The sequence below is a fragment of the Actinoplanes siamensis genome (assembly GCF_016862395.1).
In the GTDB taxonomy this organism is placed as follows: domain Bacteria; phylum Actinomycetota; class Actinomycetes; order Mycobacteriales; family Micromonosporaceae; genus Actinoplanes; species Actinoplanes siamensis.
In genome coordinates this window covers 71,327-84,632 of the sequence record NZ_BOMW01000061.1, presented here as the reverse complement: position 1 = coordinate 84,632, position 13,306 = coordinate 71,327, and the positions used below count along the sequence as shown (strand labels likewise).

At 72.7% G+C, this 13,306-nt stretch carries 13 protein-coding genes; 6 read left to right on the top strand and 7 right to left on the bottom strand.

Annotated elements, in window-relative coordinates; translation table 11 throughout:
- A partial coding sequence (locus Asi03nite_RS29240; protein WP_239103014.1) for a nucleotidyltransferase family protein occupies positions 1–408 on the bottom strand: 408 nt, incomplete at its 3' end.
- 958 nt (positions 409–1,366) lie between these two features.
- Here Asi03nite_RS29240 and Asi03nite_RS29235 point away from each other — a divergent pair.
- The 3 genes from Asi03nite_RS29235 to Asi03nite_RS29225 all read left to right on the top strand — a co-directional run bounded on the left by Asi03nite_RS29235 (position 1,367) and on the right by Asi03nite_RS29225 (position 3,279).
- A complete protein-coding gene (locus Asi03nite_RS29235) occupies positions 1,367–1,795 on the top strand; it encodes a PPOX class F420-dependent oxidoreductase (protein ID WP_203683701.1) in 429 nt (142 codons plus the stop codon).
- A 140-nt stretch (positions 1,796–1,935) separates the two neighbouring features.
- Positions 1,936–2,313, top strand: coding sequence for a VOC family protein (locus Asi03nite_RS29230; protein WP_203683700.1), 378 nt, complete (start codon positions 1,936–1,938; stop codon positions 2,311–2,313).
- Between the two features lie 153 nt (positions 2,314–2,466).
- Entirely contained in the window at positions 2,467–3,279 is an 813-nt protein-coding gene (locus tag Asi03nite_RS29225; RefSeq protein ID WP_203683699.1) for a crotonase/enoyl-CoA hydratase family protein, read from the top strand.
- Between the two features lie 99 nt (positions 3,280–3,378).
- On the opposite strand, the gene Asi03nite_RS29220 is transcribed toward Asi03nite_RS29225, so the two are convergent.
- Both Asi03nite_RS29220 and Asi03nite_RS29215 read right to left on the bottom strand, forming a co-directional pair.
- The gene (locus Asi03nite_RS29220; RefSeq protein ID WP_203683698.1) at positions 3,379–5,874 is read right to left on the bottom strand and encodes a S8 family serine peptidase; all 2,496 of its coding nucleotides are present in this window, start codon (positions 5,872–5,874) and stop codon (positions 3,379–3,381) included.
- 72 nt (positions 5,875–5,946) lie between these two features.
- Positions 5,947–6,942 (bottom strand): enoyl-CoA hydratase/isomerase family protein, encoded by a 996-nt coding sequence (locus Asi03nite_RS29215; protein ID WP_203683697.1) that lies wholly within the window; start codon positions 6,940–6,942, stop codon positions 5,947–5,949.
- A gap of 97 nt (positions 6,943–7,039) precedes the next feature.
- Between Asi03nite_RS29215 and Asi03nite_RS29210 the strand changes: the two genes are divergently transcribed.
- The gene (locus Asi03nite_RS29210; protein WP_203683696.1) at positions 7,040–8,341 is read left to right on the top strand and encodes an alpha-amylase family protein; all 1,302 of its coding nucleotides are present in this window, start codon (positions 7,040–7,042) and stop codon (positions 8,339–8,341) included.
- Between the two features lie 404 nt (positions 8,342–8,745).
- Complete coding sequence (locus Asi03nite_RS29205; RefSeq protein WP_203683695.1) at positions 8,746–9,441, top strand: VanZ family protein; 696 nt, start codon at positions 8,746–8,748, stop codon at positions 9,439–9,441.
- Here Asi03nite_RS29205 and Asi03nite_RS29200 read toward each other — a convergent pair.
- From Asi03nite_RS29200 to Asi03nite_RS29185, 4 genes are all read right to left on the bottom strand, one after another.
- Entirely contained in the window at positions 9,399–9,800 is a 402-nt protein-coding gene (locus Asi03nite_RS29200) for a VOC family protein (protein WP_203683694.1), read from the bottom strand. The genes Asi03nite_RS29205 and Asi03nite_RS29200 overlap by 43 nt on opposite strands.
- 74 nt (positions 9,801–9,874) lie before the next feature.
- Positions 9,875–10,627 (bottom strand): L,D-transpeptidase family protein, encoded by a 753-nt coding sequence (locus Asi03nite_RS29195; RefSeq protein WP_239103013.1) that lies wholly within the window; start codon positions 10,625–10,627, stop codon positions 9,875–9,877.
- Between the two features lie 52 nt (positions 10,628–10,679).
- Positions 10,680–10,919, bottom strand: a complete 240-nt coding sequence (locus tag Asi03nite_RS29190) for an N-acetyltransferase (RefSeq protein WP_203683692.1) — start codon at positions 10,917–10,919, stop codon at positions 10,680–10,682.
- Between the two features lie 996 nt (positions 10,920–11,915).
- Complete coding sequence (locus tag Asi03nite_RS29185) at positions 11,916–12,116, bottom strand: CDGSH iron-sulfur domain-containing protein (RefSeq protein ID WP_203683691.1); 201 nt, start codon at positions 12,114–12,116, stop codon at positions 11,916–11,918.
- Positions 12,117–12,166: 50 nt separating this feature from the next.
- Here Asi03nite_RS29185 and Asi03nite_RS29180 point away from each other — a divergent pair, with 50 nt between their 5' ends.
- The gene (locus tag Asi03nite_RS29180; protein ID WP_203683690.1) at positions 12,167–13,129 is read left to right on the top strand and encodes an iron-containing redox enzyme family protein; all 963 of its coding nucleotides are present in this window, start codon (positions 12,167–12,169) and stop codon (positions 13,127–13,129) included.
- The last annotated feature ends 177 nt before the right edge of the window (positions 13,130–13,306 follow it).

Below are 13,306 nucleotides of genomic sequence, written 5' to 3'. Positions count from 1 at the left end.
ACGCACCCCGAGACAGCACGTCGTCGCGGCGAACGAATCGATCGCCGCCTCAGTGGACTCGTATGCAGGACAAGGGACGCCGAACTTCTGCTCGTACCACAGATGCACGCGCGCTTCGTTGCGGATCTCGACCTCGGCGGCCAACCCGGTGAAGGCGCGCTGCGCGGTCTTGATCACCTCGTCCTCAGCACCCCAGGACAGGTCACTGCTGTCGAAATAGAAGATGTCGTAGTCCTTGATGCCGCTGGTAGGACTCCTATGCGTGACGACGTTCCACACGGTCTGAAAGAGACAGCCTGCTGTCACGTACCAGCCCGGCAACTCCAGCGACGCTGTACGGCTCATCACCTCCAACAGCACGTCGTTGCGAGACAGCGCCGACTTCAACGCCACGAGCTGTTCGTCCACGGGGAGGCGACCGATCATGGCTCGTAGCCAACCATGCGCCTCATCGGTTCGACGTGCCCGCCCCTGAGCCGACTTTACGATCGGCGCAGTAGCACCCGCCTGGAGGTTAAAGAACAGGCTTAGAACGGGTGTTCAAACCGGCCGCGAACCGGTTCGGACACCCGCAGGCAAGCGCGGCCGCATCAGGCCTGTGCAGGATCCCCACGTCACAGGCCTAATTCAAGATCCTAAACTATTGCTGAAGTCGGTCCAGAATCAACCGGTTTCAGCTGCTGAACGCGGTCGTCGAGGTGCCTGCGCCTGTGAGGTCTGCGTGATAGCGGTGCTGCAGCTTGTCCGCGGATGAGGATGAGCAGGCCGTGATCGACGGTCTGCTCACCGTCCGCTGGCCGCCGGTGGTCTGCGGCGAGCGGCGTGCGGCGGTAGCCGTCGGGGGTGCGTGCCGTAGGAGGCGGTTGTCGGGATGTGAAAGAGCGGGAGGCCGGCGTGCCCTTGGTGAGGGTTCACGGTCTCCCGCTCGATCGGGTGGTGGTGTTCTTCAGTGTTTGCGGCGCCAGACGCGGTACACGTTGACGCCCACACCGAGGAGGAGGAACGCGGATCCCACGCCGCCTCCGATGAACAGCATGTCCAGGCTCAAAGACGACTGACGGCCCCGTTGGTGCGGGGGCGTTGAGCGGGCCTAGGGCGACGTCCTCCGACCAGGTTTCCCGCCCGATCAGCATCGGGCGGGAACGGCTGCGGAACATCCTGCACCGCAACGGCATCACCTTCCATCGGACCAAGACCTGGAAGGAGTCCAACGACCCCGACCGGGACACCAAAGTGGCTCGCATCGAGTACGTGAACGAGCCCGTATCCGCAGCGAACGCCAACGACGCTGGGGCCAACCCGCCATACGAGCAGCCTGACCGCCAAACACCTCAAACGTTCGTAGTCACGGCACTAGTCTGGCGGCATGACGTCGGCGCCGGTGAAACTGCCCAGTGAACTCCGTGACCTGATCGCGTCCGGGCCGCTGGCCCATCTGACGACGATCAACGCCGACGGCAGCCCGCAGGTCTCGGTGATCTGGATCGGCCTCGACGGTGACGATGTGGTCAGCGGGCATCTCGGGCGGTATGCGAAGGTGCGCAACGTCGAGCGTGACCCCCGGGTGGTGCTCTCCTTCGACGCCCCGCGCACGCCGGGCGTGGTGATGGCCGAGCACGCGATCCTGCACGCCACGGCGTCCGCCGAGCCGGACGACGGGACGTGGGATCTGCTGAACGCCCTGCACAAGGTGTATGTGGACCCGGCCGGCGAGTTCCCCGCCCCGCGGAAGCCGGGTTGGATCCTGCGTTACCGCGTCCACCGCATCGGAGGCGTGGGCCCCTGGGCAGCCTAGCCGCCGCGCCGCCCGGCTGCGTTGCCCAGCTTGCCAGTGCCGCGCCGCCCAGCTCGTCCGGCCCGCCGCCCGGGCTGATCGCCGCGTGTCGGGTGTGGTCGCGGGCGGTTCTGCGGTGGTCCGGCGCGTATCGTCGGGCCATGGTGGACGGGGCGTTTCCGATTGTCTTCGCGACGCGGGTGGCGGCTACCGTCGCGTTCTACGAGCGGCTCGGCTTCCGGGCGTACTTCCGGTATCCCGCCGAGGGCGAAGCCGGATATGTCGGCGTCCGGCGCGGGACGGCGCAGCTCGGCGTCCTGGACGCCGCCTGGCCCTCGGAGCAGTATGCGCGGCCGCTCGGGACCGGGCCCCGGTTCGAGATGTTCGTCTACGTCGACGACGTGGACGACACCGTGGCGCGTCTCCGCGAGCACGCCACCGTGGTGCGCGAGCCGGCGGACATGCCGTGGGGCGAGCGTATCGCCTATGTCTGCGACCCCGACGACAACCCGGTCGCGCTGGCCACGGCGTCGGCGTGATCCACCAAGTCCGCCAGGCGGCGGCGCGGTGGTCGCTTTCCTTCGCGGCGCGTCCGGGGGCTGCCACGCGGTGGTCGCTTTCCTTGCTATGCAACTGTTTGTATAGTCCGGCGCACGCCGCACCTCGCGGAGACCTGTGCCAAGGGACCAAACGTGAACTATGTCAGCGTGACGACCGGGGGCGGCATCGCCCAGGTCCGCCTCGACCGCCCGGACAAGCTCAACGCGCTGACTCTGGACACGTTGCACGAGCTGATCGGCGCCGCCCGGGACCTGCGGCGCGACCGTACGCTGCGAGCCGTCGTCATCGCCGGCACGGGACCGTCGTTCAGCGCCGGCCTGGACATCGCCGGCACGCTGCGCAGCCCGGCACGGATCGCCAAGGCTTTCGTCCCGGCGCCGTGGCGCGGCACCAACACGTTCCAGGAGGCCTGCTGGGCCTGGCGCCACCTGCCGGTCCCGGTGATCGCGGCGATCCACGGCCACTGCTACGGCGGCGGCCTCCAGATCGCCCTCGCCGCGGACTTCCGCTTCGCCACCGCCGGATCGAAGTGGTCGGTCCTGGAGGGCAAGTGGGGGATCATCCCGGACATGACAGGGGTCCGCACGCTCACCGAGCTGGTCGGCCCGGACGTGGCCAAGCGCCTCACCATGACCGCGGAACAGTTCACCGGCGCCGAGGCGCATCGGCTCGGCCTGGTCACCGAGCTGGACGACGAGCCGGTGCGGGCCGCCACGGCGTTCGCCGAGACCCTGCTGGCCAGGTCGCCGGACGCGATCGCCGCCGCGAAGCGCCTGGTCGACGGCGCTCTCACCGGCAGCGCCCGGCGCACGTTCGCCCGCGAGCGCCGGGAACAGCTGCGTCTGCTGCGCCTGCCGAACACCGGCATCCTGCGCCGGGCCGTGCTCGGCGAGAGCGCTCCGGAGTTCCGCCCGCGGGCCCGCCGGACGCGCCTCTGGCCCTGAGCCTGCGGCCCGCGCGACGCCGGCAGGACCCGAGGCCGGCTGCCGCCGGGAACCGCTGGTCCCGGTGCAGGCGCCGGCCCTGGGCCCGCTGCCGGCGCCTCAGTCCAGGTCTGTGTAGTTGAACGTCGCCGCCGCGGTGAACCGGCTGGTGACGCCGGTGCTCGCGGTGAACGACACCCAGGTCGGCCCGGCCTGCGCCGCCGCCGGGACCACACAGGTGTACGAGCCGGTGGCGGCCGGCGTGCAGGCCGCCGGGGTGCCGCCGAACGTGAAGCCGGTCGCCCCGGTCAGCACGCCACCCGCGATCCGCACGGTCACCCTGGTGCCGCCGGCCAGCGGAGCGCTGGTCGCGGAGAGGCCGACCACGGTCGGCGCGTAGCCGACCGCCACCGGGGTCCCGGCGATGCCGTCGTGGACCAGCGCCACGTTCACCGACGCCGCGGTGGAGGCCGGCAGCGTCACCTTCAGGTGGGTGGCGTCCACCCAGAGCGGGGTGACCCGGGCGGCGCCGGCCGTGGCGGTGATGTTCTCGGCGGCGTACTCCTTCGGCGTGGCGCCGATCGTGCCGCCGGTGACCTTGAGCGTGACCGCGCCGCCGGACGCCTTGACCACCGTGCCGGCCGGGACCTCGAGGCCCAGCGGCGTGCGGTAGGTGACCTTCGTGGTGGCCGTGCCGCCGGGCGTCGTGACGACGACCGCTGCCGGGCCGTTCACGCCGGCCGGGACCACCGCGGTGATCTGGGTCGACGACCGGACCTGGAAGCTGGTGGCGTTGACGCCGCCGAACGTGACAGAGGTGGGATCGCCGGCGGCCACCTCGCCGAAGCCGGTGCCGGTGATCGTGACGGTCTCGCCGCCGGCGGCCGACACCTTCGGCGGAGCGATGGTGGTGACGGTCGGGGCGTACCTGATGGCCGACACCGACGCGGGGCCCACCACGCCGTCGTGGATCAGGGTGATCGTCGGGGCGCCGGTCCGGGTGGCGGCCGGGACGGTCACCCTGAGGTGGGTGGGATCGAGCCAGGCCGCGGGCGCGACGGTGTCACCGACCTTCACCACGATCTTCTCGGCGGCGAAGGCGGCGGCCGACGCGCCCACCGTTCCGCCGGACACGGTCACCGTCACGGTCGTGCCGCCGGTCGCCTTGGCGCCGGTGACCGGGTCGAAGGTCGCGGTCAGCGGCGAGCGGTAGGTGAAGCTCGCCGTTCCGGTGCTGGTCCCGGCGCTGTTGGCCAGTCTGAGCACGGCGGCGCCGTCGGTGCCGGGCGCGGTGACCGCGGTGAGCCTGGAGTCGGAGAGGACGGTGAACGAGGCCGCGTTGACGGCGCCGAACCGGACCGCGGCCGGGTTGTTCAGGTCGAGCGTGGTGAACCCGGAGCCGGTGACGGTGACGACGGTGCCGCCCGCGCTGGTGCCGGAGACCGGGGCCAGCGCCACGGTGACCGGGGCCTTGGTCGCGGGGGCGCCGGCCGGGGCGTTCACCGGGGCCGTGACGGTCGCGCCCAGCTCGGTCAGCACCGCTGCGGCGTCCACCAGGCCGGCGCCGAACTGGTCGTCGCGGCCGGCGGCGCCCAGGTCGGTGGCGGTGCGGCCGAGAACCGTGCGCAGCTCGGCCGGGGTGAGCGACGACTTGTACGCCTTGGCCAGCGCCATCACGGCGGCGACGTGCGGGGAGGCCTGCGACGTGCCGGACGCGGCGACGAAGCCGCCGCCCGGCGCCGCCTGCACGATGCCCACCCCGGGCGCGGCGATGTCGACCTGCGCGCCGGTCTCCGAGAACGCGGCGCGCGCCCTCGTCTGGTCGACGGCGGCGACGCCTTCCACGGTGTCGTAGCCGCCCGGGTACAGCACCGGGTTGCCCTTCTCGGCGCTGTTGCCGACCGACGCGGCGATCGGCACGCCCCTGCTCTCCGCGTAGGCCACCGCGGCGCCGAGGGCGTCCGTGGACGCGCCGCCCAGGCTCAGGTTGATCACCTGGGCGCCCTGGTCCACCGCCCAGGTGATGCCGGCGGCGATGGCGTCGACCGGGCAGGATCCGGTGGCGTCGCAGACCCGTACCGGAAGGATCCTGACGTTGGGGGCGATGCCCGCCATGCCGATACCGTTCCCGGTGGCCGCGCCGATGATCGAGGCGACGCCGGTGCCGTGCCCGTTCTGGTCGTTGGTGCCGTCACCGGTGGCGATGAAGTCCTTGCCGGGCAGTACCCGGCCGGTCAGGTCGGCCACCTTCGCGGTGCCCGTGTCGACCACCGCGACGGTGACGTTCGTGCCGGTGCTCGCGGTGTTCGCGGCCGCCGCCCGGACCGCGTCGTAGCCCCACTGCATGCCCCGGTACGGATCGGTGGTCGTGGTGCCCTGGATCGTCGCGGCGGGAGTGGACAGATCGACGCTGATGCCGTGTCTGGCCAGCTCGGACTGCGCCGATGTGGAGAGTGCGACCTGCTGGGCGGCCTCGGTGCGGCTCGGGGCGGGCGCCGCCGCCGCGGTCTTGGTCTCCGCGGAGGCCGGGGAGTTGGCGATCGTGACGGCGGCTGCGGCGGCGGTGGCGACGGTCAGGGCGGCGGCGGCCCGGCGTGCCTTCTTCGTGGTGGCCATGGACACGAGGATTCGGGCCGCTGAGAGTCGGACGGGTGGCTTCCGGTTGCGGTTGTGGTGCCATGATCGCGTTCAGTCCCGCAGGAACACGGCGTCGACCAGGTCCGGCGACACCTCGGCGAGCGTGGCTGGCCGCCACCGCGGGTTGCGGTCCTTGTCGATGATCTGCGCGCGGATGCCCTCGGCCAGGTCGGGCAGCCGCAGCATCGCCGCGGACAGCCGGTACTCCTGCTCCAGCGCGGCCGCCAGGTCCGGCAGTTCCGCTGCGGTGCGCAGCGACCGCAGGGTGATCGTCAGCGCCGTGGGGGAGCGGGTGCCGATCTCCTCGGCGGCCGCCCGCGCCCGCGGCTCGGCCCGCGCGGCGAGCCGGCCGACGATCTCGCCGACCGAGTCACCGCGGTAGCAGTCGTCGATCCACTCACGAGCCGTGGCGAAGTCGCCGGGCGCCGGCTCCCCGGCGAGCTCCGCCACCGCTTCCGGCTCCTCGATCAGCCGGGGCAGCAGCGCGGACGCGACGAAGTGGTCGGCGAGCCCGGCCGCGATGGCGTCCGCGGCCCCGACCGGCGACCCGGTCAGCGCCAGATGGGTCCCCAGCTCGCCGGGCGCCCGCGACAGCAGCCACGACCCGCCGACGTCCGGATGCATCCCGATGCCCACCTCGGGCATCGCCAGCCGGGACCGCTCGGTGACCACCCGGGTCGAGGCGTGCGCGGAGATCCCGATGCCGCCGCCCATCACCAGGCCGTCCATCAGGGCGACGATCGGTTTGGGGTACGCGGCGATAGTCGCGTTCAGCCGGTACTCGTCGGCCCAGAACGCCAGCGACGCGCTGCCGCCGGAGACCGCGTCCGCGTGGATCGCCCGGATGTCGCCGCCCGCGCACAGCCCGCGCCCGCCGGCCCCGCTGATCACCACGGTGCGCACCCGTGACGACGACGCCCACTCGTCCAGTGCCCCTCGCATGGTCGCGACCATGCCCGCGGTCAGCGCGTTGATCGCCTCGGGCCGGTTCAGCAGCAGGTGACCGACCGGCCCGCGCACCTGGACGACCACTTCGTTCGTACCCATGATCATGATTATGGCCACCGCCGGCCGGCCCGTGCGTGCGAGGCGACCGGCTAGGGTATGACGAGTTCTGGATCATCGAGAGCGGGTGGTGACCGGCATGAGCGCGACCGGCTGGGCCGAGCACGTCGTCTGGTGGCACCTGCATCCGCTGAGTTTCCTGGGCGCCCCGCGGAACGCGCCGCCGGACGGGACCCCGGCCCAGCCGCGGCTGCGCAACCTCGAGCCGTGGCTGGACTATCTGGTCGAGCTGGGCTGCAACGGGCTCGCGCTCGGCCCGGTCTTCGCCTCCGAGAGCCATGGGTACGACACCGTGGACCACTACCGCGTCGACCCGCGCCTGGGCACCGAGGACGACCTGCGCCGGCTGATCGACGAGTGCCACCGACGCGGGGTCCGGGTGCTCCTCGACGGCGTGTTCAACCACGTCGGGCGGGGGTTCGGGCCGTTCCGCGACGTGCTGGCCCGCGGGCGCGACTCGGCGTACACCTCGTGGTTCCGCCTCTCCTTCGACGGCGGTCTGGACTACGCCGACTTCGAGGGCCACCGCAACCTGGTAGCCCTCAACCACGACGAGCCGGCGGTCGCCGAGTACGTGGCCGGCGTGATGCGGCACTGGCTGGACTTCGGCGCCGACGGCTGGCGGCTCGACGCGGCCTACGCGGTCCCGCTGCCGTTCTGGCGCGACACCGCCGGCCGCATCCCGGGCGGCTGGTTCGTCGGGGAGGTCATCCACGGCGACTATCCGGCCTGGATCCGGGACGGCGGGCTGGACTCGGTGACCCAGTACGAGCTCTGGAAGGCGATCCGGAGCAGCCTCAACGACCTGAACTTCTACGAACTGTCCTGGGCGCTGCAGCGGCACGACGAGTTCTCCCGGGACTTCGCGCCGATGACGTTCGCCGGGAACCACGACGTGACCCGGCTGGCGAGCGCGCTGTCCGACCGGCGTCACCTCGGCCTGGCGCTGGCGGTGCTGTTCACCGTGGCCGGCGTGCCGAGCGTCTACGCCGGTGACGAGCAGGCCTTCCAGGGCGTCAAACGTGAGGCCGAGTTCGGCGACGACGACATCCGGCCGCCGTTCCCGCCCGCGCCCGGCGACCTCGCGCCGTACGGCTGGCCCACCTACCGGCTGCACGAGCAGCTGATCGGCCTGCGCCGTCGGCACCCGTGGCTGCACCGGGCCCGGACGCGCCCCCTGCACCTGGCCAACAAGCAGTTCGCCTACGAGTCCGTGTCGGTGGACGGCGCCCACCGTCTGGTCGTGCTGCTGAACGCCGCCGACCACGGTCACGACTTCGCCCTGGACACCGCGCCGCTGCGAACCGTCCTGAGCCACGACGGCGCCGCCGACGCAACCTTCGTCCCCGGCCCCGGCTGGTCGATCCTGGAGCCGGTGTAGGCCTCTCGCCCCCGGAGGCGGAGGACGCCGGTTGGAATCCGGCCGGCACCGCCAGGATCGGTGGCGGAGCGAAGCGGGTTCGGGTGGAGCTGGAACGGCGGCGGGACCGCGAGCGGTACGCGACCAGGCCGGAGTTCGCGGGTCCTCGGCGCACGTCCGAACGAGATCGGCGACGAGGGGGCAGCGGCATGCCACGGCCGGCAGCGCCGCCGGGCCGCGAATCTGCTGTCCGAACGGCCGGTCACCGCGCCGCACCCGGACATCCGGGCGATCGCCAGCGTCTACCGCTGAGCGCGCGGGCCGCATCCGGGCGGACGCCGGGGACTCATCGGGGTCACCGGGGTATCGGACCGGTAGGGGAAACGCTTATGCCGCCATGACAGCCGCCCGTCTTGAATGGCCGCATGAACCGGAACCCCTCCCTCTCCGCGCCACCCCGCGGGGTCCTGCTCGTCACCCTGGTGACCGCCGGTCTGGTGGCCGTGCTGTTCGTCCTGCGGCGGCCACTGCTGATGTCCGCTCCGCGGTGCCTGGCCCTGCGCTGGCACGGCTGCCTGGACACCGAGAACGGCGTGGTGCTGACGATGCTGGCCGGCCTGCCGCTGGCCGCTCTGGTGGTGTGGGCGCTGGCGCTCGGGCGGCGTGCGGCCGGCACCGCGGCGGCGTGGCGCACGTCGCTGGCCGAGGTGGGCATGGTGTACGGCACGGTGCCGATGGTGTGGCTGACCATGATGCCGGGTCCGGGAGCCGGCGTCGTGCCGGGCCGGGTCAGCCTGGTCCCGCTGCTCGACCTGGTCACCATGGGGCCGATCGGGATCGGCGGCAACCTGCTGATCTTCGCGGCGCTGGGGTTCTTCGCCCCGGTGCGGTTCGCCGCGGTGGCGTCCGTGTCGCGGATCCTGGCCCTCGCGGCCGGCTGCTCGGCCCTGGTGGAGATCGGACAGTACGTCCTGCGGCTGGACCGGGTGTCGTCAATCGACGACGTGCTGGTCAACGCCGCCGGCGCGGTGCTGGCCGCGCTGGCGTCGCGGCGCTGGTGGCGCAGCGCGCCGGCCGATCAGTCGTTCGACCAGGAGCGGGTGGAGAGGACCAGGCGGTAGCCGTCCGGGTCCTCGACGGTGACGCCCCAGCGGTCCCAGTACGCGCTCTGGCCGACGCGCCGCCCGCCCGCCTCCTCGAGCCGCCCGGCCAGCGTCTCGTCGACCGGGCCGTCGAGGTACAGCACGAGCAGGTCCTCGTCGGTGGGGCTCGGCTCGGCCCGCAGGTTCGCGCCGCCGACCAGCTCCAGGTGCCAGGCCGCGCCCGGCCAGCCCAGCATGACCAGGTCGTGTTCACCGGGAGCCGCGGCGGCCGCGCGGAACAGCACCCGCAGGCCGAGGCCGTGCGTGTAGAAGCGCTCGGCCGCCGCCAGGTCACGACTGGGGCGGGCGATACGGATCGGCGTGCTGGGATCGATCATGGTGGACAGTATCGGCCATGCGCGGCCGGGCGTCGGGCGGCACCGCCATCCGGCCCGCCGGCCCCTCGCTCATCTCACGCGTTCGCCAGGTCCGAGGCCGGGGCCATCACGATGCGCGGGCGTAGCGCCGGGTCGAGCCACCGCAGCAGGGCCGCGACATCGGCCCGGCTGACCGAGACGCAACCGGCTGTCGAGCCCTTCCCGCTGGCGTGCAGGAAGATCGCGGAGCCGCGGCTGGTGTGGGCCGGGGTGTCCGCCACGAATTCGCCGAGCTCCTCGTTCCAGTGGACACCGGCCGGCCGGTTGAAGTCGATGACGGCGGCGTGCGCGTACTGCGTGGGATAGGCGGCGAGGCGTTCCGCCTCGGAGGTGCGCCAGGTCCGCTTCGCGGAGGCGGAGGGCTGCAGCAGGTTGTACGTCCGGGGGTCGAGCTGGTCGCCGACCCAGTAGTCGTTGCCGTCCACCTTGCGGTACGACAGTCTCGTGCCCGGGTCCGCCAGCACCCCGAACGCCTGCGTGATGGTGAACGTGCCGGCCGGGGTCGTCCCGGTGTCCTGCACACGCGATGCGGACCAGGCCCAGCCGCCGTACCCGTTGCGGGCCGGCATCGCCGCGAAAGTCTGGATCCAGCGGCCCTGGTCGGTGCGCTGGAAGGCGGTGACCGTGGAGTAGGTCGACGTCCAGCTCCGACCGGTCACCACGATCACCTGCCGGGCGTCGCCCAGGTTCTTCAGCCCGGCCGGCGGCGCGGCCGAAGCCGGTGCCTCGGCGAGCAGGGCAGCGGTCGCACCGAGCGTCACCACGGACGCGAGAGTTCGCCTTCGCACGGCCCCGAGCATGCTCGATCCGGTCGCCGGAATCCACCCCGCCCCGCCCCGATCAGGATCCGCTCGTGTACCAGGTGGTCGTCGCGACGGCGCGGAAGCCGAGCGACTCGTAGAGGGGACGGCCCGCCTCGGTCGCCACCAGCGTGCACCCCCGGCCGGGATGAGCGGCGAACGCGCTGTTGAGCAGCGCACGGGCCAGCCCCCGCGTCGCGGGCCCGGCGGTCGGCGGTCTGCTCGGCGCGACAGACGTCCGCCTGCCGTTCCTCGCGGCGGCCGGGCTGTCGTTGGCCAATGTGGTCTACGGCTGGCTGGTCCTGCCGGAGTCCCGGCCCGGCGACCGCGCCACGCCGCTCACCGTGCGCACGGCCGACCCGGTCGGCGCCGCGCTCGCGGTCCTGCGCCGCCCGGTTCTCGGCCGGCTCGCCCGGGCCCGGCTCTGCTCGGACGTCGCCCGCATGATCCATCAGTCGATGTGGACGTTCTTCCTGACCTGCGATCGCGGAAACCGTCGTCCCGCTCACCGCCGGCGCGGCGTTCGCCTGGTCGTCGGCGCACGCCTTCCCGGGAGCGGTCTTCCTGGCCGCGGCCGGGTTCGCGGCGCTGTCCGCGATCCTGCTCGCCACCACACCGCGGTCCGCTTAGCGCCGCGATCCCGCCCAGCCCAGCCTTGCCCGGCCCGGTCCCGCTTCGCCGTGCCCAGCCCGGCTGGGCCGGGCCCGGCCGGGCCGCGCCACCCGGCGCCGGCCTGTTCAGTACACGCGGTCAGTCCACGCCGGCGCCGGGGAAGTCGGGCTGCTCAGGTCCGTGCGGGATGTCGATGCGTGCCTCGTCGGTACCGCCTCGGTCAGGGCCCGCGCCTGTACCGGGTCGGTGACGTCGGTCGGCGCGGCGAGCACGCCGCCGAGCTCCTTGCTCAGCGGCTCCAGCCGGTCGGCGTGGCGGGCGGCCAGGACGGGGTGTGCGCCGGTAGAACCCCGACCGCCCCCGAGGCGCGGCCAACCGTTCGGAGCCGGCACTGATGGAGCCCTCAAGGCGGTCGAGAGGCCGCTGGCGGCCAGCCGAGCGTGCTCAGCTGGCCGCCAGGGGTGTCCCGGGGTGGTCGAGGGGCTTGTGGCTGCCAGCCGAGGGCTTCGGGCTGGCCGCCAGGGGTGTCTGGGATTCTTTTCGGTGCCAGGCCGGGCCGGGATCCTCCCGGCCTGATCCTCGAGGCGGCTGGCGACGGGGACGGCCGGGCCGGCGCCCGGTTCCGCGGGGACGCGGACGGGAGCATCGGGTCCGGGGAGCTCGGTCAGTCCCGTTTGGTGCCCGCCTTGAATCCGAACGTCTTGTGAGTCCCGTCGCAGAAGGGCTTGATCGCGGACTTCCCGCACCGGCAGAGCGCGATCGTCCCCCGCGCCGGATCGATGGTCTCCCCGTCCGGGGTACGGAGCTCGAAGTCGCCGCGCACGATGAGCGGCCCGTCCTCGTACGGCGTGATGGTCGCAGACATGCCGCCAGGCTTCCCGTTTCGGGAATCCGCAAACGGGAATCCGCCCGGCCATGAAGCTGCCCTCACCCCGGGGAACCCTGTCCGACGCCGTGATCGACACTCTTCGCGGCCTGGGCGCCACCCTGCCCGCCGCCGAACCCGACGACGCGGAAGACTTCCAGCTGTCGCTGTTCGTCTGTTACGAACTGTCCTATCGGTCCTGGGACGGCGTCGACGACGCCTGGGAGTGGAACCCTGACCTGGTGCGCCTGCGCACCGATCTGGAGCGGCGCTACCTGGCCTGGCTGGACGAGCTGACCGGGCCCTGCGAGAGCGCCGACCCGGAAAGCGTGCCGGCGGCGCTCGGCGCGATCGTGGCGGCTGACGACGGGCCGCCGCTCTCCGGCTACCTGCGCGGGCGGGCCACCCGCGAGCAGTTCCGCGAGTTCGTGATGCACCGGTCGGTGTACCACCTGCGCGAGGCCGACCCGCACAGCTGGGCGATCCCGCGGCTGGGCGGCCCGGCCAAGGCCGCGCTCATCGAGATCCAGCAGGACGAGTACGGCCGCGGCGTGACCGAGCGGATGCACCAGGAGCTGTTCAAGCAGACCATGCGGTGGTTCGACCTGGACCTGGCGTACGGCGCGTACGTGGACTCGGTGCCGGCCGCCACTCTCGCGGTGAACAACCTGATGTCCGTTTTCGGACTGCACCGCGCCCGCCGTGGGGCGATCCTCGGGCACCTCGCCGCATACGAGATGACCTCCTCGTTGCCGAACCGGGCGTACGGGAACGGCCTGCGGCGCCTCGGCGGAACCGCCGAGGCGACCGCGTTCTACGACGAGCACGTGGAGGCCGACGCGGTGCACGAGCAGATCGCCGCGCACGACCTGTGCGGAAACTTCGCCCGCGCCGAACCGGAGCTCGCCGGGCAGGTGCTGTGGGGCGCGCGGTGTGCGCTCGCGGTCGACAACCAGTGGGCGGGCGGCGTGCTGGACGCGTTCACCGACGGCCGCTCCTCCCTGCGATCCTGAGGACCCTTCCCGGGTACGCCGCCAGCTCCCGCGGTCGGCGGCGATTGCCGCGGCCGTGGGTCCGGCCGGGTTGCGCCGCAAGCCGCTACGGTCGGCCCTGACTGCCGCGGCCGCGGGTCCGGGCGGGTTGTGCCGCACGGTTCGCGCTGCTTCCGGGCGCGCGGCCGCAGCAGCGAG